The sequence below is a fragment of the Micromonospora sp. LHW51205 genome, assembly GCF_003315815.1.
Lineage (GTDB): Bacteria > Actinomycetota > Actinomycetes > Mycobacteriales > Micromonosporaceae > Micromonospora > Micromonospora chalcea.
Map to the genome: position 1 here is coordinate 1463442 of NZ_QMEZ01000001.1, position 21558 is coordinate 1484999.

The 21558-nt window shown below is 73.6% G+C and carries 22 protein-coding genes; 11 read left to right on the top strand and 11 right to left on the bottom strand.

Annotated elements, in window-relative coordinates; translation table 11 throughout:
* Positions 1 to 136: 136 nt before the first annotated feature.
* Entirely contained in the window at positions 137 to 298 is a 162-nt protein-coding gene (locus DQE82_RS30630; protein ID WP_158559967.1) for a hypothetical protein, read from the bottom strand.
* On the opposite strand from DQE82_RS30630, the gene DQE82_RS06910 reads away from it, so the two are divergent.
* Positions 297 to 956, top strand: coding sequence for a hypothetical protein (locus DQE82_RS06910; RefSeq protein WP_113972238.1), 660 nt, complete (start codon positions 297 to 299; stop codon positions 954 to 956). The two genes, DQE82_RS30630 and DQE82_RS06910, sit on opposite strands and share 2 nt — an antisense overlap.
* Positions 953 to 4219, top strand: a complete 3267-nt coding sequence (locus tag DQE82_RS06915; RefSeq protein ID WP_113972239.1) for a helicase HerA domain-containing protein — start codon at positions 953 to 955, stop codon at positions 4217 to 4219. The genes DQE82_RS06910 and DQE82_RS06915 overlap by 4 nt, the downstream gene beginning before the upstream one ends.
* On the opposite strand, the gene DQE82_RS06920 is transcribed toward DQE82_RS06915, so the two are convergent.
* The 5 genes from DQE82_RS06920 to DQE82_RS06940 form a co-directional block, all read right to left on the bottom strand.
* Complete coding sequence (locus tag DQE82_RS06920; protein ID WP_113972240.1) at positions 4212 to 5006, bottom strand: ABC transporter permease; 795 nt, start codon at positions 5004 to 5006, stop codon at positions 4212 to 4214. The genes DQE82_RS06915 and DQE82_RS06920 overlap by 8 nt on opposite strands.
* The gene (locus DQE82_RS06925; RefSeq protein WP_113972241.1) at positions 5003 to 5908 is read right to left on the bottom strand and encodes an ABC transporter ATP-binding protein; all 906 of its coding nucleotides are present in this window, start codon (positions 5906 to 5908) and stop codon (positions 5003 to 5005) included. The genes DQE82_RS06920 and DQE82_RS06925 overlap by 4 nt, the downstream gene beginning before the upstream one ends.
* Positions 5905 to 6276 (bottom strand): hypothetical protein, encoded by a 372-nt coding sequence (locus DQE82_RS06930; protein WP_064448368.1) that lies wholly within the window; start codon positions 6274 to 6276, stop codon positions 5905 to 5907. The genes DQE82_RS06925 and DQE82_RS06930 overlap by 4 nt, the downstream gene beginning before the upstream one ends.
* On the bottom strand, positions 6276 to 6878 hold the full coding sequence (locus DQE82_RS06935; protein ID WP_167435554.1) for a helix-turn-helix domain-containing protein: 603 nt from the start codon (positions 6876 to 6878) through the stop codon (positions 6276 to 6278). Before DQE82_RS06935 ends, DQE82_RS06930 begins: the two co-directional genes overlap by 1 nt.
* A gap of 70 nt (positions 6879 to 6948) precedes the next feature.
* Complete coding sequence (locus tag DQE82_RS06940; protein ID WP_113972242.1) at positions 6949 to 7410, bottom strand: MarR family winged helix-turn-helix transcriptional regulator; 462 nt, start codon at positions 7408 to 7410, stop codon at positions 6949 to 6951.
* Positions 7411 to 7502: 92 nt separating this feature from the next.
* On the opposite strand from DQE82_RS06940, the gene DQE82_RS06945 reads away from it, so the two are divergent.
* On the top strand, positions 7503 to 8594 hold the full coding sequence (locus DQE82_RS06945; protein ID WP_113972381.1) for an epoxide hydrolase family protein: 1092 nt from the start codon (positions 7503 to 7505) through the stop codon (positions 8592 to 8594).
* A 231-nt stretch (positions 8595 to 8825) separates the two neighbouring features.
* Here the strand turns inward: DQE82_RS06945 and DQE82_RS06950 are convergent, their stop codons facing one another.
* Positions 8826 to 9290, bottom strand: a complete 465-nt coding sequence (locus DQE82_RS06950) for a DIP1984 family protein (RefSeq protein WP_064448468.1) — start codon at positions 9288 to 9290, stop codon at positions 8826 to 8828.
* Between the two features lie 95 nt (positions 9291 to 9385).
* Positions 9386 to 9871 carry a carboxymuconolactone decarboxylase family protein gene (locus DQE82_RS06955; RefSeq protein ID WP_043327495.1) on the bottom strand — a complete coding sequence of 162 codons (486 nt, stop codon included), beginning with the start codon at positions 9869 to 9871 and terminating at the stop codon, positions 9386 to 9388.
* A 167-nt stretch (positions 9872 to 10038) separates the two neighbouring features.
* Here DQE82_RS06955 and DQE82_RS06960 point away from each other — a divergent pair, with 167 nt between their 5' ends.
* Complete coding sequence (locus DQE82_RS06960) at positions 10039 to 10920, top strand: RNA polymerase sigma-70 factor (RefSeq protein WP_043327497.1); 882 nt, start codon at positions 10039 to 10041, stop codon at positions 10918 to 10920.
* 36 nt (positions 10921 to 10956) lie between these two features.
* Here DQE82_RS06960 and DQE82_RS06965 read toward each other — a convergent pair whose 3' ends face one another.
* Positions 10957 to 11730 (bottom strand): SAM-dependent methyltransferase, encoded by a 774-nt coding sequence (locus DQE82_RS06965; protein WP_043327501.1) that lies wholly within the window; start codon positions 11728 to 11730, stop codon positions 10957 to 10959.
* A 115-nt stretch (positions 11731 to 11845) separates the two neighbouring features.
* Between DQE82_RS06965 and DQE82_RS06970 the strand changes: the two genes are divergently transcribed.
* On the top strand, positions 11846 to 12328 hold the full coding sequence (locus DQE82_RS06970) for a hypothetical protein (RefSeq protein ID WP_043330744.1): 483 nt from the start codon (positions 11846 to 11848) through the stop codon (positions 12326 to 12328).
* On the opposite strand, the gene DQE82_RS06975 is transcribed toward DQE82_RS06970, so the two are convergent.
* Together DQE82_RS06975 and DQE82_RS06980 are read right to left on the bottom strand one after the other, a co-directional pair.
* Positions 12301 to 14676 carry a glycoside hydrolase family 65 protein gene (locus DQE82_RS06975; protein WP_113972243.1) on the bottom strand — a complete coding sequence of 792 codons (2376 nt, stop codon included), beginning with the start codon at positions 14674 to 14676 and terminating at the stop codon, positions 12301 to 12303. The two genes, DQE82_RS06970 and DQE82_RS06975, sit on opposite strands and share 28 nt — an antisense overlap.
* A gap of 108 nt (positions 14677 to 14784) precedes the next feature.
* Positions 14785 to 15561: a prepilin peptidase gene (locus DQE82_RS06980; protein ID WP_113972244.1), complete on the bottom strand. Its 777-nt coding sequence runs from the start codon at positions 15559 to 15561 to the stop codon at positions 14785 to 14787.
* Between the two features lie 558 nt (positions 15562 to 16119).
* On the opposite strand from DQE82_RS06980, the gene DQE82_RS06985 reads away from it, so the two are divergent.
* From DQE82_RS06985 to DQE82_RS07010, 6 genes are read left to right on the top strand one after another with little or no spacing between them, the layout of a single operon-like run.
* A complete protein-coding gene (locus DQE82_RS06985) occupies positions 16120 to 16686 on the top strand; it encodes a hypothetical protein (protein ID WP_043327504.1) in 567 nt (188 codons plus the stop codon).
* Complete coding sequence (locus DQE82_RS06990) at positions 16680 to 17627, top strand: hypothetical protein (RefSeq protein ID WP_113972245.1); 948 nt, start codon at positions 16680 to 16682, stop codon at positions 17625 to 17627. The genes DQE82_RS06985 and DQE82_RS06990 overlap by 7 nt, the downstream gene beginning before the upstream one ends.
* On the top strand, positions 17624 to 18289 hold the full coding sequence (locus DQE82_RS06995; RefSeq protein ID WP_113972246.1) for an SAF domain-containing protein: 666 nt from the start codon (positions 17624 to 17626) through the stop codon (positions 18287 to 18289). Before DQE82_RS06990 ends, DQE82_RS06995 begins: the two co-directional genes overlap by 4 nt.
* Complete coding sequence (locus DQE82_RS07000) at positions 18289 to 19122, top strand: hypothetical protein (protein ID WP_043327507.1); 834 nt, start codon at positions 18289 to 18291, stop codon at positions 19120 to 19122. The genes DQE82_RS06995 and DQE82_RS07000 overlap by 1 nt, the downstream gene beginning before the upstream one ends.
* Entirely contained in the window at positions 19112 to 20650 is a 1539-nt protein-coding gene (locus DQE82_RS07005; protein ID WP_030500636.1) for a CpaF family protein, read from the top strand. The genes DQE82_RS07000 and DQE82_RS07005 overlap by 11 nt, the downstream gene beginning before the upstream one ends.
* A complete protein-coding gene (locus DQE82_RS07010) occupies positions 20593 to 21546 on the top strand; it encodes a type II secretion system F family protein (protein ID WP_370446778.1) in 954 nt (317 codons plus the stop codon). The genes DQE82_RS07005 and DQE82_RS07010 overlap by 58 nt, the downstream gene beginning before the upstream one ends.
* The last annotated feature ends 12 nt before the right edge of the window (positions 21547 to 21558 follow it).

The window sequence follows — 21558 nt, forward strand, 5'->3', positions numbered from 1 at the left end:
GCCATGCTGCCCGCTGTCCTTGTCATTTCGCAATGGTCGGGTCGACCGACCGCGCCGAAGCCGCCGAACAGGCGTTTCAATCGAGGCGTCCACGCAGGACCGTTGGAGATCCACTACGCGGCCCTGTCGGCTTTCGTCAGCGAGATCGGTGACCTTGCGCGAGTCCGGCGCCGTCGGCAGAATCGGCCCGTGCGCCGGGGTCGTCCCCGTTGCCCACCTCGATCATGGCCACCCCTTCCGAGCCTTCGATCACACCGTCGACGCGGTGGGAGCTCGTGCCGCAGAGGAGCATCCGCATGCCGGAAAAGGAACTGACCCTCGTCGACCGGTGCATTCTTGTCACGCTGATGGTGAAGGCGGCACCTCTGCCGCAGACTTACCTCAGAAATGTCGCCGGGATCGGTCTGAAGCCGGAGCACCGCAGCCGACTTGAATCCCTCGGCCTGATCGAGGTCACGGAGAAGCCGATCACGTTGACGCTCACCGACAAGGGGTGGGAGCGGGCCACCGAGGAACTGGGCGCGGAACCGCCGAAGCGCGCGGGCACGGCGGGCGGAACCCTCTACGTCGCGCTCGACTTCCTGCGCCGGCTGATCGACCACTCCGGGACCCGCGCCGACGACCTGTTCCGGATGCAGATCAACCGGGACGAGGTCGTCGCGCCGCCGCCGGTGGCGTCGTCGGCGTCCCCGGCCGCGGACGCGGTCACGCTGATCCGGCAGGCGTACCACGAGCTGGCCGCCAAGCCCGGCGACTACGTCATGCTGGCCGATCTTCGCGACGCCCTCTCCGACCTGCCCCGCCCCGAGTTCGACGCCGCGCTCGTGACGCTCAACCGGGAGCGCGGCGTGCACCTGGTGCCCGAGTCCAACCAGAAGGTGCTGAAGCCGCAGGAGCGGGCGGCGGCGGTGACCATCGGCAACCAGGACAAGCATCTGGTCGCCATCTCGTCATGATCGGTGACGAGCAACGCCGTGCCCTGGCGGCGCTGAGGTTCAACTGGGCTCCGACCCCGGACGACGTCTGGAAACCCACACCGTTCCACGTGGAGGGTCTGCACCACGACGTCGTCACGACGGTGCTGGACAGCTTCGCGGAGGCTCAGGCCAGCACCGACTCCAGTCCGGTGGGCGTGGCCATCCTCGGCCAGCGCGGCACCGGCAAGACCCACCTCATCGGCACGGTCCGCCAGCAGGTGCAGGGACGCGGCGGCTTCTTCTTCCTGGTCGAACTGCTCGAAGCCCGGACGTTCTGGCAACGCACCGCGATCTCGATGCTGGAGGGCCTGGTCCGTCCGATGCCGGACGAGACGACCCAGCTACGGGCGTTCCTGCGCCGGCTGGCCGACGCGGTGGGTGCGCCCCGGACGGTACGGCGCGCGGTCGCCGGTGAGACCGAACTCAGCCGTCCGACGCTCGACGCCTTCGTCGACCTGATCCGCAAGAAGGACCGGCAGATCGGCACGGAGTGCCAGGACACCGCGCGCGCCCTGGTGCTCTACGCGGCCGAGCAGTCAGCCGTGCAGGACATCGGCTACGACTTCCTCTCCTCGATGGACGAGGAGGAGCCCGGCCAACGGGCCGGGTGGGGGCTGCGGCGCAATCGTCGTGCGCCCCAGGAGGTGGTCCGGGACATCTCCCGGCTGCTCGCCGTCGTCGGTCCGACCGTGATCGCGGTGGACCAGATCGACCTGATGATCGCCCAGTCCGTGAAGGCCACGAACCAGGACGCCCGGGGCGAGGCGGACTGGCAGACCTCGCTCCTGCTCGAACAGGTCGCCAGCGGTCTGATGGCGCTACGCGAGACCACTCGCCGGACGCTGTCCGTCGTCTCGTGCCTGCCGCAGACGTGGCGCAGCATCCAGCAGCAGGCGACGGACACCGTCCAGGACCGGTTCCGGGAGGCCGCCCCGCTCAAGGAGATCCCCTCCGTCGAGGTGGGCCGCGAGCTGGTCGAGAAGCGGTTCGCGGTGCTTTTCGAGGGCCTCGGGTTCACCCCGCCGCACCCCACCTGGCCGGTCCACCCGGACGCGTTCCAGGAGGTTGTCGGCTTCACCCCTCGTGAGCTGCTACGGCGGATCGACACGCACGTCCGGGCCTGCCTGGCCGACGGCGAGGCGCGGGAACTGCGGCACCTGCTGCACGCGACCGGCGAGCGCGTCGCCGGGGATATCGCGCCCGCCACGGTCACCGGGCCGCCACCGGAGAGCCGGACGAACGGATTCGGCAAGCTCGACGCCCGGTACGCGGAGCTGGTCGCCGCCGCCGACACCGCCCTGTCCCCGCAGACGGAGGACGCCCGCGTCCCGCGCCTGCTCGAAGCCGGCCTGACCGCGTGGATCGCCGCGCAGGGCGCGGCAGTCGACGCGTTCAGCCTCGACCCGATCCCCGCCGGAACCAAGCCGGCGCTGCACGCCCGGCTACGGCACAGCCTGAGCGAGGACAGCGAGGACGAGGAGCACTGGTCGTTCCGGGCGATCTCCGCGCCGCACCACATCGCCGTGCTCAACCGGATCCGCAACGCGATCACGACCGCCGGACTCACCGAGGGGGTCGCCAAACGACGGCTCTTCCTGCTGCGCAGCGCGGAGTGGTCGGCCGGTGCCCGTACCCGTGAGGTGCTTGACGCGTTCGAGCGGGCCGGCGGTCGGCGGCTTCCCCTGGACGCACCGGACGTCGCCCGGCTGGCCGCGCTCGAACAACTCATCCAGGACTACGGGCGGGAGACGCTGCGGCCCTGGTTCGCCGATCGCCGGCCGGCCTCCGACATCACCTGCCTGCGGGAGGCGCTGGGCGACTGGCCGGGTGCGCCGGAAGCCGTCCGGACCGAGGAGCGGCCAGAGGAGGCGCCGGACCGACCCCCGGTCGGGACGCCACCGCCGGTCACCGCTGCACCGCGCTCCGCCGGTCCCGTCCCGACGCCGCGCTCCGCCGGGCTCGACCCGGCGCCGCCGGTGGTCGCTCCCCTGCCACCGGTGGCGGGCATCGACCCGGAGCGGATGGAGATCGGCACTGTCACCGGGCGGCCCGAACCGGTCGGCCTCGACCTGGAAGCGCTGCGCCGGCACACAGTCATCTTCGCCGGCTCCGGTTCCGGCAAGACCGTACTGATCCGCCGCCTGGTCGAGGAGTGCGCCCTGCGTGGCGTGTCGGCCATCGTGCTCGACCCCAACAACGACCTGGCCCGGCTCGGCGAGACCTGGCCCGCCGCACCGCCGGGCTGGGGCGCGGACGACGCCCGCCGCGCGGCGGAATATCTGGCCGGCACCGACGTGGTCGTCTGGACGCCGGGACGGCAGGCCGGTCGGCCGTTGAGCTTCCAGCCGTTGCCGGCCTTCGCCGACGTGCTCGACGACCCGGACGGGTTCACCTCGGCCGTCAACGCCGCCGTCGCCACGCTCGCCCCGCACGCCCGGGTGGACGGCGGCACCGACAAGGCCCGGCTCGGCCGGGCCGTGCTGCGCGAGGCGCTGATCGGCTACGCCCGCAGCGGCGCGAGTGACCTGCGTGAGTTCACCGACGTCCTCAACGATTTACCGGACGGGGTGAGTCAGCTCGACAGCGCACCCAAGCTGGCCGCCGGCATGGCCCAGCTGCTCAAGGCCGCCCTGATCAACGATCCGCTCCTGGGCGGCGTCGGAACGCCTGTCGACCCGGGCGAGCTGCTCACCCCGCCCCCCGGTCGCCGCGCCCGGGTCTCGGTGATCAACCTCGCCGGGTTGCCCGAGGACAATCAGCGGCAGAGCTTCGTCAACCAGTTGCAGCTCGCCCTGTTCACCTGGATCAAGCGTCATCCGGCCGGGGACCGTCCACTCGGTGGACTCTTCGTCATGGACGAGGCGCAGACGCTGGCCCCGTCCGGCGCCGTGACCGCCTGCACCCAGAGCACGCTCGCGCTGACCTCGCAGGCCCGCAAGTACGGGCTGGGGCTGGTCTTCGCCACCCAGGCACCGAAGGCGTTGCACAACCAGATCCCCGGCAACGCCGCCACGCAGTTCTTCGGCCTGCTCACCGTGCCGGTGCAGATCGAGGCGGCCCGGGATGTGGCCAGGGCGAAGGGCACCGACGTCCCGGACATCGGCAAGCTGCGTACCGGCCAGTTCTACGCCGCGGTCGAGGGGGCCCGGTTCGTCAAGATGCAAGCTCCCATGTGCCTGACCCACCATCCCCGCAGCCCGCTGACCGCTGAGGAGATCGTCCGGCTCGCGACCCTCAGGTGATGTCGCGGCGCATCGGGACGACCACGGCGATCGCGGCTGCGGCGAGCGCGTACCCGGTCAGCAGCAGTGCGCCGGCCGCCGGCGGCAGGAGCGCGACGGCGTCGTTGCCGAGCTGCGCGGACATCGCGTCGGCGACGTACGTGAAGTCGGTGAGCGCGGCGGTGGCGCCGCCGGGCAGGAGCGGGTAGAGCGCGTTGACGCCGGGGATCATCATCAGTACGGGCTCGGCCAGGTACAGGTAGCCGACCACGACGCACACGGCCGCGACCTGGTTGCGGAGCAGCGCGCCCACGCCGGTGCCGACGAGCAGGTACACCGCCATCGCGACGCCGATGCGGGCGAGCAACGCCAGCACCGTGGGGGCGGGCAGGCCCAGCGACACGCCACGCGCGGCGGCGACTGTGAACAGGGCCGCCGCGGCGGCGACGGCGAGCACGAGGCCGTAGGCGAGGCCGACGATCGCGTGGGTGGCGAGTTTGGCGGCCAGCACCCGCCCTCGGCGCGGCGCGAACATGAACGTGACGGCGGCGGTGCCGTGCCGATGCTCGGAGGTGGCCGCGAGGGCGCCGGCGGCGGCGGGCACGAAGGCGGTGAAGCCGAGGATGCCGAGGATGGACCGCAGGCCCTCCTCGGTGTGCAGGCCGGGCATCGGCGGGTCGAAGTTCTCCGGCCCGACGAGCGCCATGAGCCCGACCAGGCCGCCGCCGAGCGCGACGGCCGCGAGCAGCAGCGCACCCCACATCCGGGTGGCCAGGACCCGGCGTAGTTCCGCTCTGAGCAGGTTCATCGGGCCTCCGCCTTTTCGGTGGTCAGGTCGAGGAAGAGCTGTTCGAGGCTTGTGGTCTCGGTGACCAGTTCGTGGACCCGCAGCCGGTGGTCGGCGGCCAGGTCGGCGACGCGCGGCGCGTCCAGTCCGCGTACCCGCAGGCGGCCGGGCCCGGCGGCCTCGACGGACCCGGCGGCGGCCGCCAGCGCGGCGGCCAGGGCTGTCGCGTCCGGCGAGGTGACGAGCACCGTCGGCGGGCCGGTGAGCCGCGACCACGGCCCGGCGGCGACGAGTTCGCCGCGCCGGATCACCACCACGTCGTCGACCACCTGCTGGACCTCGTGCAGGACGTGGCTGGAGACCAGCACGGTGCGGCCCTCGTCGGCGAGGCGGCGCAGCAGCCCGCGCAGCCACGACATGCCTTCCGGGTCCAGGCCGTTCGACGGTTCGTCGAGCAGCAGGACGCGCGGGTCGCCGAGGAGCGCCGTGGCGAGGCTGAGCCGTTGCCGCATGCCGGTGGAGAACCCCCGGGTACGACGGTCGGCGGCCTGCGCGAGGCCGAGCAGATCCAGCAGTTCCGCGACCCGGCTGTCCGGGCAGCCGGCCATCGCGGCGTAGACGCCCAGGTGGTCACGGGCGGTGTGGCCGGGGTGGAACGCGTTGCCGTCGAACACCGCGCCGACGGTCCGTGCCGGCTGGGCCAGCCGGCCGTACGGCTGCCCGCCGATGGTGGCGGTGCCGCTGGTCGGCGTGACCAGCCCGGTCAGCATGCGCATCGTGGTGGTCTTGCCGGCGCCGTTCGGGCCGAGGAAGCCGGTGACCGCGCCGGGTCGTACGGTGAAGGTCAGGTCGCGTACGGCGGTGACGTCGCCGTAGCGTTTGGTCAGGCCCGACGCCTCGATCGCCAGGTGGTCGCCGGTCATGGCCGGCCCCGCGTCGCACGCCCGATCGTCTCGGCGAGGCCCGGCGCGGCCGGGTCGGAGACCACCACCTCGTCGAACTCGCCGCCGGCCGCCGCGCGGTCCAGCACCAGGTGCAGGCCGGGCTGACCGCGCCGGGCCGCCACGAGCTGCCGGGGACCGCCGAACAGACCCCAGACGCCGATCTTGGCGAAGCCGGACACGGCGTACCCGCGCCGGGCGCCCCGGGCCAGCCGGATCGGCTCGTCCACCGGGGCGGCGTGCCGCACGGCGGCCAGGCGCAGCGCGAACCGCTCCCGCCCGACCCACATCCGCTCCCATCCGGTGAACCGGATGTCGATCACATCGCCGTTGAGCATTACGGAGGCCATCAGTCGTCGCCCTTCGTCGTGTCGGAGTCGTGCGCTGACGTGTGCGTATCGCCGGGGGTCGCCGGGCGATCGGCGGGCATCAGGACGGTCGCCAGCAGCCGGGGGATCCGGCCGTCGCCGGGCCCTCTGGCGAGCAACGGGCCGACCAGCGCGTTGAGCCCGGCGGCGAACTCGTGCAGCTCGGCGTCGGTCAGGTGCAGTACGAGCTGCTGGTATCCGACCCCGTCGGCGACGAAGTCGACGCGGTCGCGGGCGAGGTAGCGGGAGAACTCGGACAGCAGGCTCGACACGAACGCGGTGAAGTAGCGCGCGTGGTCCTCCGGCGTGGCCGTGGCCAGGGCCGCCGGGTCCAGCGCCGCGCCGTGCGCGGGCAGCGCGTACACCCGCTCGACGGCGCCGCGCACCTTGCGCTCCTGCACCACGTCGAGCATCCCGGCCTTCACGAGCGTCGCCAGGTGCCGGTAGAGCGTGGCGTGCGGGACGTCGGGCAGCAGCTCGGCCAGGTCGTGAGTGGTCACCCGGGTGCCCGCCACGGCACGCAGGACGCGGAGCCGCACCGGGTGCAGCGCCACCTCCGCCCACCGCTCCATCGACATCGCCATGGCTGAACCGTATCACTATCGATAGTGATATAGGTAGGGAGTGGGGCGACCGGGCGCGAAAGCCGGACGATCAGACGGGCGGACGGGTGCGGTGGGCCAGCACCCGAGCAAGGAGCCGGGTCAGGTCCGCCCGCTCGTCCGACGTCAGCGGCGCGAGCAGGTCGTCCTGCACCTCGGCGAGTCGCTTCTCCAGCCGCCGCAACTGCCGCCGCCCCGCCGCGGTGATGGTGACGACGTTGCGCCGCCGGTCGGACGGGTCCGGAGCGCGGACCACGAACTCCCGCTCGGCGAGCTCGTTGAGGGCCGCCACCACGTCGCTGACGTGGATGCCGCTGCGCCGGCCGAGCGCCGCCTGACTGGCCGGGCCGAACTCGTCGAGCGTGGCGAGCAGCCGGAAGTGGTAGCCACGCGCGTCGACCGCCGCCAGCCCGTCGCTCACCAGCCGGCCGGCGCGTACGGCGGTCTGGGTGATCAGCCAGCTCGGCAGGCCGGCCAGGCGGGTGGGTACGACGTCCGGCTCCGGGTTCTCCACATGCCCAGCCTATCCAAAAACGTTGGCGTCCCCAACGATCTGCGCTATCGTTCGTCGCACAAACGTTAGTGACACCAATGATCGGAGCTACCGTGATCGCGCCGTTCCGTATCCACGTCCCCCAGGCCGACCTCGACGACCTGGCCGACCGCCTGGCCCGCACCCGCTGGCCCGACGAGCTACCAGGCGCCGGGTGGGACTACGGCATCCCGCTGGCCCGCGTACGCGAGCTGGCCGAGCGCTGGCGCACCGCGTACGACTGGCGGCGGGCCGAGGCCGAGCTGAACCGGTATCCGCAGTTCACCACCACCATCGACGGACAGAACATCCATTTCCTGCACGTACGGGCCGCCGACCCGGACGCGCTGCCGCTGATCCTCACGCACGGCTGGCCCGGCTCGGTCGTGGAGTTCCTCGACGTGATCGGCCCGCTGTCCGAACAGTTCCACCTGGTCGTACCGTCGATCCCCGGTTTCGGCTTCTCCGGCCCGACCCGGGAACGCGGCTGGGACGTCGACCGCGTCGCCCGCGCCTGGGCCGAGCTGATGCGCCGGCTCGGCTACCGGCGGTACGGCGCCCAGGGCGGCGACTGGGGCTCGGTGATCTCCACCCGGCTCGGCGGCATCGACCCGGAACACGTCGTCGGCGTGCACCTCAACTACCTGCCCACGCCCCCGCCACCCGGCTGGACCGGCGAGGCCGGACTGTCCGGCGAGGACCGGGACCGGCTCACCCGGATCATGCGGCTCAAGACGCAGCGGCACCCGCACCAGGTGCTCTACGCCAGCCGCCCGCAGACCGTGTCGTACGCGCTCAACGACTCACCCGTCGGGCAGCTCGCGTGGATCGCGGAGAAGTTCACCGAGTGGACCGACCCGGGATCGGCCGTCAGCGTGGACCGCATCCTCACCGACGTCTCGGTCTACTGGTTCACCGGCACCGCCGCCTCGTCCGCGCGGCTGGTGCGGGAGAGCGCGTTCGGTGGCCCGCCCGCGCCCTGCCCGCCCCCGCTCGGAGTCGCCGTGTTCGCGCACGACATCACCCGGTCCGTACGCCCGATCGCCGAGCTGACGTACACGATCCGGCACTGGAGCGAATTCGACCGGGGCGGTCACTTCGCCGCGCTCGAGGTGCCGGACCTGTTCGTCGACGACGTCCGGTCGTTCTTCTGGAACCTGCGATGACGCCTGGGACGAGTCGCGGAAGTCCCCTGTCCCACCCTCACCGTCGTGGATCTGCACCTGGTGGTGTGCCGTGCCCTGTGCGCCGTCACCTGTGTCCTGTGCTGGGCATGCGTTGTGTGCCGGGGAGTCGAACCCCTGCGCCTGCCCTCGGCGCGCCAGGAGTGAGCCGGATTGCCCGCCGGCTCTCGGGGGCGTGCACGCCTCCACGTCGGCTACCTGCTCCGCGACTCGTCAGTCCAGCAGGTCGACCTCCCAGTTCGTCCGCTGGATCGTGGTGTCCACCTCGCGGATCTGCCGGGCCAGCTCGTCGGCCTGCCGGCGCAGCTCCGCCACCGGCAACGCCGGAACCATCTTCAGCTCCGACCGGAGCTGACGGTAGCCGCGCTGGCCCTCGCCCGCGGCGGCGTCCGCTGCCGCTGTGACCACGCCGTGCCGCAGGCGCAGCACGTCGCGACGCGCGAGCGCGTCGGTCAGGGTGCCACCGTCCACGACAGTCGCGGCGTTCGTCCGGTTGATCCGCCGGATCAGCGTCTCCAGCTCACCGAGCACCCCGGCCGCCTCGACGAGCAGCGCCGAGGCGTCCTCGGCGGGCGTCTCGCCCTCCTGGTAGCGGGCGCTCGCGGTGATGCGGGCACGGAGCTGTTCGGCGCGTCGCGCCGCATCCGCCCGCAGCGCAAGGGCCTCCGCAATCTTCATGGCGAGCAGTATGGCCACAGGGGATCACGGGTGTCGCCGCGTTTTCCGGGGGCGGTCCGGCCCGGGACGACCGGGCCGGACCGCCGCCGCGGCGTTCAGCTCATCGCCGCCGCGAACATCCCCGGCTCGTACGAGCCGCCGCGCTGGTGCACGAGCACCGCGAACCGGTTCGCCGCGTTGATCAGCCCGAGCAGGCACACCAGCGCGGCGATCTGGTCGTCGTCGTAGTGCTCGCGTACCCGCGCCCACGTCTCGTCGGACACGCCCTGATGCGCGTCGGCCAACCGGGTGCCCTCCTCGGCGAACGCCAGCGCCGCGCGCTCGGCCTCGGTGAACACTGTCGACTCGCGCCAGGCGGCGACCAGGTTCAGCCGGACCGCGCTCTCACCCCCGGCCACCGCCTCCTTGGTGTGCATGTCGATGCACCAGCCGCAGCCGTTGATCTGGCTGGCCCGCAGCGACACCAGCTCCTGGACGGTGCGCGGCAACGTCGACTGGTGGATCGCCAGGCCCGCGCCGGCGAAACGCTTCATGAACGCCGCCGAGACCGGGTTCTCGAACAGGTTGAATCGGGTCTGCATGGGTTGCGCCCTCTCTGCTTCGGTGGTGTCGGACGAACACGAGATGCCGGGGACCGCTCCGGCGTGACGGCGCCGGCGGGTGAGGACCACCACAGCGACCCGATGTCACACGGCGGTCGCGGGCGGCGTCTGGTGGGGAGCGCAGCCGGACAGCGGAGGAGCCAGTCATGGCGGACCAGGCCACCGAGGACTTCCTCGCGCACCGCAACCTGCTCTTCACCGTCGCGTACGAGATGCTCGGCTCGGCCGCCGACGCGGAGGACGTGGTGCAGGAGACCTGGCTGCGCTGGGCCGGCGTCGACCTCGGCGAGGTGCGGGACCGGCGCGCCTACCTGGTGCGGATCACCACCCGCCAGGCGCTGACCCGGCTGCGCACGCTCGGGCGGCGCAAGGAGTCGTACGTCGGGTCGTGGCTGCCCGAGCCGCTGCTCACCGCGCCCGACGTGGCGGACGACGTGGCGTTGGCCGAGAGCGTGTCGATGGCGATGCTGCTGGTGCTGGAGACGCTGACGCCGACCGAGCGGGCCGTGTTCGTGCTGCGTGAGGTGTTCGACGTCGGCTACGACGAGATCGCCGAGACGGTCGAGCGGACGCCCGTCGCCGTGCGGCAGATCGCGCACCGGGCGCGCGCCCACGTCGCGGCGCGCCGCCCCCGGCGTACCGTCCCGGCGGCCGAGGCCCGCGACGCCCTCGACGCGTTCCGGCGGGCGGTCGAGACCGGCGACCTGGACGGGCTGCTCCGCGTCCTGGCCCCGGACGCGGTGCTGGTCGGCGACGGCGGCGGGATCAAGCAGGCGCTCGCCCGCCCGGTCACCGGCGGCGACAAGGTGGCCCGGCTGCTGACCGGCGGCTGGTCCCGGATCGCCGCCGTGGCGTCGATGGAACCGGCGCAGGTGAACGGCTACCCGGCGCTGCTGGTACGCCTCGACGGCGAGCTGGACACCGTCGTCGCGGTACGCCTCGACGACGGCCGGATCAGCGGCCTCTACGCGGTGCGCAACCCGGAAAAGCTGTCCCGCATGACCCGGGAAACCACACTGCGCCGGTGAGCGGGAATCCGCCGTCGCACGGCGACTGAGCACGCCTCAGCGGCGCACGCCCACCCCGCCGTAGCCGTGCGACACCGCGGCCTGCGGCTCGCCGTCGGGCCGCCAGTCCGCCACCTTGACCAGGCCCGGATCGACGAACTCGTACCCGTCGAGGAAGCGGGCCACCTCGTCGCGGGTGCGGGGCACCAGCGGGGAGCTGCTGCGGCGGTAGATCGCGGTGCCCTGCTCGGTGGGCAGCGTCGGCAGGCCGTCCAGCGTGAGGTGGGACAGCGCGAGCACGCTGCCCGGCACTGTGGCGTCGCGCAGCGTCGCCACCGCCGCGTACGGGTCGTCGGCGTCCGGCACGAAGTGCAGCACCGCCAACAGCAGCACCGCCACCGGCTCGCTCAGGTCGATGGTGGCCCGCAGCGTCGGGTCGGCCAGCAACTCGCCGGGCCGCCGCAGGTCACCCCGGAGCACCACGGTGCGGCCGTCGGTGGGCAGCAACCGCCGGGCGTACGCGACCGCCACCTCGTCGTGGTCGACGTAGACCACCCGGGCGTCGGGGCGGATCGCGCGCACCACCTCGTGCACGTTGCCCTGCGTGGGCAGGCCGGCGCCGATGTCGAGGAACTGGCGAATCCCCTGCTCGGCGGCCCAGCGCACGACCCGGCGCAGGAACGCGCGGTTGCTCTGCGCGGCGACGCCGGTGTCCGGGAAGATCCTCAGGACCTCCTCGGCGGCGGCCCGGTCGGCGGCGAAGTTGTGGCAGCCGCCCAGGTAGTAGTCGTACATCCGGGCGACATTGGGTCGGTTCTCAGCCTCCGTCACGCCTCGATGTCTAGCACTCTGCGCGACACACCGCTGACCCGTCGTGTCGACGATCCGGCCGATCCCGCCGTCCACCTGGTACGACGGTGGGACACGCCGTCGCGAGGAGGTACCGATGACAGGTGGACGGGAGACAGTGGAGGTCGAGCCGGCGGTGTTCCGCGCCGTCTACGACTCGCCCGCGTCGCTGCCCGGGCGGCACCGCTGGACCACCCCGGAGGCGGACGTACGCCGGCTGGAGAAGCTGCTGAACATGCCGGCGCGCAGCATCGGCGCCCCGCTGTGGGTCAGCGGCGACGAGCCGGACTGCCCGAAGTGCGGGCGGCGGCCGACCTGGTACGACATCGTCGCGTCCGCGCTGCACGGCGTGCACGACCGCACGATGATCGCCCGGGTGATCCTCGGCGAACGCAAGTACGTGAACACCGAGGTCCCGGACGCGATCCCGGGCGTCCACTGTGCCGACTGCCGCACCCCGATCACCGGGTTGCGCAGCTTCAAGTGCCACAACTGGGCGTACGCGTTCGAGGCGCTGGAGGAGGTCGTCGCCCGGATGTCCGGCCTGCCGGCTCAGTCGTCGCCGCCCGCCGCCTCCTGAGCGCGCCGTTCCGGACGGCGGCCGGGCGGGGCCTGCGGCTCCGGGCCGGGGTCGGGCACCGGCGGCATCGGCCGGGTGACCGGCCCGTCGCCGGTGACGCGGAGCTGTTCGCCGTGGTGCCACAGCTCGACCGCGTCGCCCGGACCGGCGTCCGGCAGCTCGTAGCGGGCCTCCCGCCCGGTGAGCTTGACCCGCAGCCGGTGCCCGTGCCGGCGCAGGTGGAACACCAGCCGGGTGATCCGCCCCGGTAGCCGCGGCTCGAACGCGAGCACGCCCCGGTCGTCGCGCAGCCCGCCGAAGCCCTGCGCCACCACCAGCCAGGCGCCGGCCAGGGACGCCAGGTGCAGCCCGTCCGCGGTCTTGTCGCCCAGGTCGGCGAGGTCCTGCAACGCGGTCTCGGCGAACAGGTCGTACGCCAGGTCGAGGTGCCCGACCTCGGCGGCGAGGATCGCCTGCGCGGACGCCGACAGCGACGAGTCCCGGACGGTCCGCGCCTCGTAGTAGGCGACGTTGCGCGTCTTCTCCTCGGCGGTGAACTCCCCCGGGCAGCGCAGCATGGCCAGCACCAGATCGGCCTGCTTGACCACCTGCTTGCGGTACAGCTCCTGGTAGGGGAAGTGCAGCAGCAGCGGATAGTCGTCCTCGCCGGTGCCGGCGAAGTCCCACTCCGGCTGCGCGGTGAACCCGGCCGACTGCTCGTGCACGCCGCGCTTGCCGTCGTACGGGACGAACATGGCGTCGGCGGCGGCCCGCCAGCCGGCCACCTCGGCGGCGTCGACACCGAGCCGGGCGGCCACCTCGGGCCAGTCCTCGGCGGCGTCGGCGGCGCCGCGCAGGTTGCGCCGGGCCATCAGGTTCGTGAAGACGTTGTCGTCGACCAGCGCGGAATATTCGTCCGGCCCGGTGACGCCGGTCAGGTGGAACGCGCCGGCGTCGTCGAAGTGGCCGTAGCCGTGCCACAGCCGGGCAGTCTCGATCAGCACCTCGGCACCGCACTCGGCGAGGAACGCGGTGTCGCCGGTGGCCGCGACGTACCGCAGGATCGCGTCCGCGATGTCCGCGTTGACGTGCAGGCCCGCGCTGCCGGCCGGCCAGTAGCCGGAGCACTCCCGGCCGCTGAGCGTCCGCCACGGATAGGTGGCGCCGGCCAGGCGCAGCTCGGCCGCACGCTCGCGGGCCTCGGGCAGGTGGGCGTGCCGCCAGCGCAGCGCCGAGCGGGCCAGTTCCGGCGCCAGGTACGTCAGCACCGGCAGCACGTAGCCCTCGGTGTCCCAGAGCACGTGCCCGTCGTAGCCGTTGCCGGTCAGCCCCTTCGCCGGGATGGTCCGGGCCCCGTCGGCGCGCCCCGACTGGAGCAGGTGGAACACCGAGAACCGCACCGCGAGCTGCAGCTCCGGGTCACCGTCCAGCTCGACGTCGGCGGTGGCCCACGCGGCATCCAACGCGGCGCGCTGCTCGGCGAGCAGGGCGTCGAACCCGTCGGCCCGGGCCGCGTCCGCCTCCGCGACGACCAGGTCGGCCAGCTCACCGGGCGGGGTGCCGTCGACCTCCGCCCACTCGTACGCGGCGAACCGGGTGACCCGGATCCGCTCGCCCTGGCGTACCGGACCGGACAGCGCCAGCCGGAACCGGTCGGCGGTCAGCTCGGTGCCGGTGGCGATCTCGTCGGGTGCCTCGACCCGGTGCGCGACGGCGACGGCGACCCGCTGGCCGCTGCGCCCGGTCCGGTGCACGAGCACCCCGTCCAGGCCGTCGTCGCGGCGGATCTCGCCGGTGAGCGGGTCGTGGATCACCGAGGCGGCCCGGGGGTCGTCGGCACGTTCCGGCACACGCTGGTTGGCGAGCAGGTCGGCGCCGATCCGCAGCCGTACCGGCTCGTCCAGCGGTTCGACGGCCCAGTCGACGGCGGCGACCGGACGGCGGGTCAGCGAGACCAGGCGGGTGCTGCGGATCCGGACACCCCGGCCACCCGGCGAGACCCATTCGGTCTCCCGCCGGACCACCCCGGCGCGCAGGTCCAGCTCCTGGTGGTGCCGCCGGATCGTGCCGGCGCCCAGGTCCAGCGGCTCGTCGCCCACCCAGAGCCGGATCAGGGCGGCGTTCGGCGCGCTGATCACGGTGTCGCTGCGCTCCGGGAAGGCGTATCCGCTCTCCGGGTAGCTCAGCTCGTGCTGCTCGTGGAATCCGTTGAGGTAACTGCCCGGCATGCCGCACGGCTCGCCCTCGTCGAGCGTCCCGCGCCAGCCCACCCAGCCGTTGGCGAGCGCGAAGACCGACTCGGTCTCGCCCAGCCGGTCCAGGTCCGCGCTGGTACGCCGGATCCGCCAACCGTCGTCGCCGTGCGACACGTGCCCTCCCGAGTCCGAAGCCTGGACCGCCACCGAACCAGACCCGGCTGGGAGGCGGCTGGGACCCCGATACCCGTGGCGACCCCGCCCGCACCTGCGGGTGGCCGATCACACGGTGACGAGCACCAGCGTGGCGGCGGTGCCGAGCACCAGGAACGGCCCGAACGGCAGGTGCCCGGACCAGCGGACCCGCCGGGCGGCGAGCAGCGCCACTCCGGTCGCCCCGGCGAGGAGGAGCGCGAGCACCAGCCCGGCCACCAGCACCGGCCAGCCGCACCAGCCGAGCAGCGCGCCCGCGCCGAGCGCCAGCTTGGCGTCGCCGAGGCCGAAACCACGCCGCCCGAGCAGCAGCGTGGTCGCGGCGAAGCCGCCGCCGAGCGCCAGAGCGGCGGCTGTGGCGCGGATCCACGGGTCCGCGCCCGTGCCGGTCAGCGCGGCCACCCCGAGCAGCGCCCACGCGCCGGCCGCAGCCGGCCAGGTGAGCCGGTCGGGCAGCCGGTGCGCCATCGCGTCCACGACCGTCATCGGCACCGCCCAGAGCAGCCACCAGGCGAGCGCCAGGCGCGCGGCGGGCACGCCGCCGGCAAGCACCGGCACGGCGACCGCCACGAGCAGCGCCACCTCGACCACCGCCGGGGCCACGCCGACCCGGGCCCGGCAGGCCGGGCACCGGGCTGCGGGGCCGAGCGCCGGCAGTGGCCGGTCCAGCCCGATCGGGGCGGCGCAGCCGTCACACGCCGTCCGGTCCGGACAATCCGGGGGTACGGCGTAACGCGCCACCGCCAGCCGGAGCAGCGGTACGACCGCGAGGGCGGCCAGCAGCCGGACGACCGGACGGCTGGCCTCGGCCACCGGTCCGGTACGCCGTACCCGTTCAGCGGTCACGCCGGCTCCCCCGTCCGGTCGCCGTATGTTCCATCGTGAAGCACGCAGAGTGATTTCTCGCTCGCGCTGATGTGACGGGGGAGCCCGCAGCGGCGTGCGGCGCGACGCGCGACCGGCCGGGACCGACCGCGGCGTGAGCCCTATCGAACCGGCGGGACGGATCGGACGAGCGGCACGCTCCCCACCCATACCGGCGGCTCGTCGCCACCGCCACGGCGGGTACGGGTGAGCACACGCCCGCCGGCCCGGAGCCCACCGGAAGCCCGCTCGTCATCGTGACGACACACACCGGCCACCACCTCCCGTCTTCACTCACCGTGTTCACGTGAATTGCCTCTGTTGCATCGGCGGACGTGAGCTTATGCTCGCCCCTTGGGTACGACGCAACCCCCGATCAATTGGCGTCGGAGGAGTCAGGGCACAGAACCCGCAGCTATCAGTACAGGTCAATACGAGTGGCGGCGACGGGGACCCGGAGCGACAGTTCCGGGTGCGCTTCCGCATGCCCGGAGCGGGTCGGCGTGATCGCCCCGGGCCGGCACCGAGGAGGGATCGGCGTTGCGCACACGGCAATCCCGCCGATGGGAAATCTACCTGCTCAGCCTCGCGCTGGCGGTCGGCGCGGCCGGCTGCGGCACCGAGCCGGAGGCGGCCAACCGACCGCTCACCGGCCGCGCCGCCGCCCCCGCCACCCATTCCGCCGAGGCGGAGAAGGAAGCCGAAAAGGCGGCGCTTGCCGCGTATTCCGGCTATCTCGACGCGTCCCGGGCGGCGAGCGCCCGAAGCGATCCGTCCCATCCCGCTCTGGCCCGTTTTCTGGCTGATCCGCTGCTGACCCGGGTGCGAATGGCAATTCTCGACGCGAAGGAGCACGGCGCGATGCGTACCGGGAAACTGGTCTCCGACCCCACAGTGGTCTCAGTCGACCTGACCGCCCGCCCACCCACCGTCGAGATCCAGGACTGCCTGGACGCGAGCGGCTACCGGCTCGTCTACGCCAAGGACCGCAAGGCCGTGCCGGGCACCCGCGGGGGGCGCTACCTCGCCACCGCCACAGCGGCCCGCTTCCCGGACGGCCGGTGGCTGATCAACGGCGGCGCCGCACATCAGGACCAGCCGTGCTGACCTGGGGAGGAAGGGGTGTCCCGGCCCGCCCGCCCCGGGCCGGGACGCTCCGCCGGGTGCTGCTCGCCGCCGGCCTCGCCGCGCTGCTGACGCTCACCGGCGCGCCCGCGCGTGCCGCCGACCCCGGTGGCTCGTGCCCGCCGGAACAGACCGACTGCGACGTGTGGGACGACGACCCCGGCACCCCGGGCGGCCCGGGCGGGCCGGGCGGCGGGGACAACGGCGGCGGCGGCAACGGCGGCGGCGCGCCGAAGTGCCAGTGGAACGGCCGCGTCATCCCCTGCTACAACGAGACGCTCGGCTGGTTCAACAACGCCGACGGCTGCTACTACAAGCTCGCCGAGCCGCAGGACGAGGCGCCCCCCGGCAAGCAGTGGTACCAGCTCACCTGCAACGGCGGCGACACGGGCAGCATGCGCCAGGAGCTCCTGGACGCCCCGCCGCCCGGCTACGGCGCCCCGCCGGACCCGGAGGAGCTGGCCCGGCGCGCGCTGGCCTCGATCTCGCTGCTCCCGCCCCGGGCCTCGGTCGCGCCCCGGCGCAGTCAGGGACCCGGCCTGGTCGGGCTGCCGGTCTGGATGTGGGCCAGCCCGGGCGAGGCGTACTTCGGGCCGCTGAGCGCCTCCGCCTCCGACCGCGGGCTGACCGTGAGGATCACGGCGAAGGTGGACCGGATCGTCTGGCACATGTCCGACGACATCGACGTCACCTGCCACGGACCGGGCACGCCGTACCGGGCCGACGGGCCACGGGCCGGCTTGACCTCGCCCGACTGCGGTCTCGACGCCGGCTATCCGAAGGCCGACACCTACCAGGTCAGCGCCACCACGTTCTGGACCGTCGAGTGGTCCGGCGGCGGGGAGAGCGGCGTGATCGCCCAGAGCCGGTCCAGCGGCGTCATCCCGGTACAGATCAACGAGCTTCAGGTGGTGACCCGATGAGTGTGGTGGCAGCCCGCAACGGAACCCCGATGGAGGCGCCGGTCGCGCCGCCGAAGGTGGTCCGGCAGCGACGTGTCCGGCCCGGCCTGCTCGGCCTGGCGATCCTGCTGATCGCCCTCGGCGGGCTCGGCGCGGCGTTCGCGGTCACCTCGGTGCGCTCCACCGGCACGTACCTGGCCGTGGCCCGGCCGGTCGACGTGGGCCGGCAACTCACAGCCGACGACCTGGTGCCGGTGCGCGTCTCCGGCGGGCGGGAACTCCAGCCGGTGCCGGCCGACCGGATGGACGAGGTGCTGGGACTGCGGGCGGCCGTCCGGCTCACCCCGGGCACGCTGCTCACCGAGGCGCAGCTCACCGAGGCCCCGCTGCTCGGCGCCGGCCAGCAGCAGATCGCTCTCGGGCTGGAACCCGAGCAGGTGCCGGCCCGCAAGCTGAACCCCGGCGACAAGGTGCTGCTGGTCAGCACACCGAGCAGCGCCACGAACGGCTCCGACGCGTCCCGTGCCGGCGGAACCCGGTTCGAGGGCACCGTGATCGACACCGCCACACCGCAGAACGGCGACGTGGTGGTCTACCTGGCGCTGACCGTGCGGGACGTGCCGGCGGTCGTGGCGCTCGCCGCCGCCGACCGGATCGCGCTCGTGCTCACCGAGGCGGCCTGATGGCGATCATCGCCCTGGTCTCGGCGAAGGGATCGCCGGGCGTCACCACCGCGGCGCTCGCCGCCGCGCTGAGCTGGCACCGGCGGCTCGTGCTGGCCGAGTGCGACCCGGCGGGCGGCTCGATCCTCGCCGGCTACCTCGGCGGGGCCCTGGACGGCCCGCGCGGCATCGGTGAGCTGGCGGTGGGCGAGCTGCGCGACGGCAGCCTGGAGCACACGTTCTGGTCCCAGCTGGTCGACCTGGACGCGCCCCGGCGCGAGCGGCTGCTGCTGCCCGGCGTGGTGGACCCGGCCCAGGCCGGCAGCGTGATCCCGCTGTGGCAGCGCTTCGCCGACTACTTCACCGGGCTGGAGCGCGGCGAACCGCCGTACGACGTGCTCGTCGACTGTGGCCGGCTCGCCGTCGGCGGTCCACCGTGGCCGCTGCTGCGGGCCGCCACCGTGGTGCTGCTGGTCACCCGGGCGACCCTGCCCGACCTCTCCGCCACCCGGGCCACCGCCCGGGCGATCGAACGGGACCTCACCGAGCACCGCGTACCGCCGGGCACGCTGCGGCTGCTCGTGGTCGGGGACGGGCACGGCACCAGCGAGATCAGCAAGGCGCTGCGGCTGCCGGTGATCGCCCGCCTGCCGCACGACCCGCGTACCGCCGAGGTGCTCGCACACGGCGGCACCGTACGCGCGAACCGGCCGCTGATGCGCGCGGCCGGCGCCCTGGAGGTGCCGGTCCGGGCGCTGCTGGACCGGCGGCGGGCCCGGCTCGCCTGGCCGGGCGCGACCACACCGCGCGCGGTGACCGCCCCGAGCGTGCCGGGGGTGTCCGGTGCGGTTTGAGCCGGTCTCCCACGACCCGCGCGGGCAGCAGCCCGGTGTCGTCTCCACGGTTCCGCCGCTGGCGCCGCCGAACGGGCGGCACCACGTGCCCGGCCCGCTCCCCGCCGCGCCCCCGCCACCGCCGCGCCCCCGGATCGACTTCGCTGTGGTCCGCGAGCTGCGCCGGGAACTGAGCGAACGGCTCACCCACTGGCAGCGCGGCCGCGAGTTCGACGCCGACGCCGAGGAGGTCGAGCGCGCCCGGCTGGCGGTCACCGTGGTCTCCGCGTACGCCGACTCGGTACGCCGGTCCGGCACGCCGATGGCGGCGGACGAGGAACGGCTGCTGCTCGACCAGGTGACAGCCGAACTCGTCGGGCTGGGCCGGCTCCAGACGCTGCTCGTCGACGACAGCATCGAGGAGGTGCACATCCTCGGCTGCGACCAGGTACGCATCACCCGGCACGGCGGCGGCGTCGACTGGGCCGAGCCGATCGCCGAGACCGACGACGAGCTGGTGGAGATCCTCCAGGCGGCGGCCCGCCGGGCGGGTGCCACCGAACGGTCGCTGTCCACCTCGAAGCCCACGCTCGACCTGCAACTGCCCGACGGCAGCCGCCTGGCCGCCGTGTTCCTGGTCAGCCACCGCCCGTACGCGGTGATCCGCAAGCACAACACGCTCGCGGTGAGCCTGGAGGACATCGCGGGCGGCCGGCCCGACCTGGACGAGATGATCGACCCGCTGCTGCGCGACTTCCTGCGCGCGTCCATGCGGGCCGGGCTGAACATCATGGTCGCCGGGCTCGCCGGGGCCGGGAAGACCACTGTCATCCGGGCGCTGATGGACGAGATCCCGGCCGACGAGCCGTACGTGCTGCTGGAGGAGAGCCGGGAACTGCTGCCGGCCCGGCGTGGGCACAAGCACCGTGCGGTGATGAGCTTCGAGTCCCGGGAGGGGCACGGCGAGCGCGGCGCGGACGGACGGCCGGCGGGTGAGGTCAGCATCGCCGACCTGATCCCGGTGTCGCTGCGGATGGGCGTGCTGCGGATCATCGTCGGCGAGGTGCGGTCCCGGGAGATCGTGCCGATGCTCCAGGCGATGACCACCAGCCGCGGGTCGATGTGCACCATCCACGCGCGTACCCCCTCGGGGGTGAGCGAACGCATCATCGAGCTGGCGCTGTCGCACGGCCGGGAGATGACAGTCGACCAGGCCCGCCGGATGGCCGGCAACGCGCTCGACCTGATCGTCTACGTGACGGTCGAGGACGAGACCGCGATCGGCGGGCGCAAGCACCGCTTCGTCTCGCACGTCGAGGAGGTCATCGGCGTCGGCGAAGGCAACCGGATCACCACCACGACCGTCTTCGGCCCCGGGCCGGACGGCCGCGCGGTCCCCCGCCACCTGCCCGAACGCATCCGCGAGCAGTTGCTGCGCGTCGGCTACGACGCCCGGCTGCTCACCCGGTTCGTCGAGGCCGGCGTGGGCGCGTGGCGGCGGCCCCGGCACACCCGCCTCGGGGCACGGCCGAACGGAGGCCCGGCGTGACGCAGATCGAACTGATCGCCCTGGTCTCCGGCGCGGCCTGCGTGGCCGGGCTGGTGCTGGCGGTGGTCGCGCTCGTCGGCACCCGCCGCCCACCGGGCCCGGCCCCGGGCACCGGGCCCGGCCTGAGCCGACTCTGGACCGGTTCCGGCGCGAGGCGCGCCGACCAGCGCCGCTACCAGCTCCTGCTCGGCGCCGCTGTGGTCGCCGGGGCGGCGGCGTTCCTGCTCACCGGGCTGCCGGTGGTCGGCCTGCTGGTGGCGCTCGCGGTGCCGGGCGTGCCGTGGCTGTTCGCGGTGGGCCGGGCCGAGCAGCGGGCCATCGCCCGGGTCGAAGCCGTAGGCGAGTGGACCCGCCGGCTCAAGGACATCTCGGCCACCGGCCAGGGGCTCCAGCAGGCGATCATCGGCACCATCGCCACCGCGCCGGAGGAGATCCAGGAGGAGGTACGCACGCTCGCCGCCCGCCTGCAGGCCGGCTGGCTGGCCCGCTCCGCGCTGCTCGCCTTCGCCGACGAGATCGCCGACCCGGTCGCCGACCAGGTGGTGGCCGCGCTGATCCTGCACCTCACCGACCGGGGTGAGCGCCTCGGCGACGTGCTCGGCTCGATCGCCACCGCCGCCTCGGCCGAGGTGGCGACGCGGCGCGAGGTCGAGGCCAAACGCACCCAGCCGCGGTTCGCGGTCCGCTTCCTCACCGGCATGACGCTGGCGACCCTGGCGTACGGGCTGGTGAACAGCGACTACATCCGTCCCTACGGGACGCTCACCGGTCAGCTCGTGATGGCGGTGCTCGGCGCGGCGTTCGTCGGCCTGCTGGTCTGGGTGCGCTCGATGAGCCAGCCGCCCCGGCCCGCGCGCTTCCTCCCGGCGCCCGATCCGGAGGAGGCAATCGCGTGATCCTCAACTGGC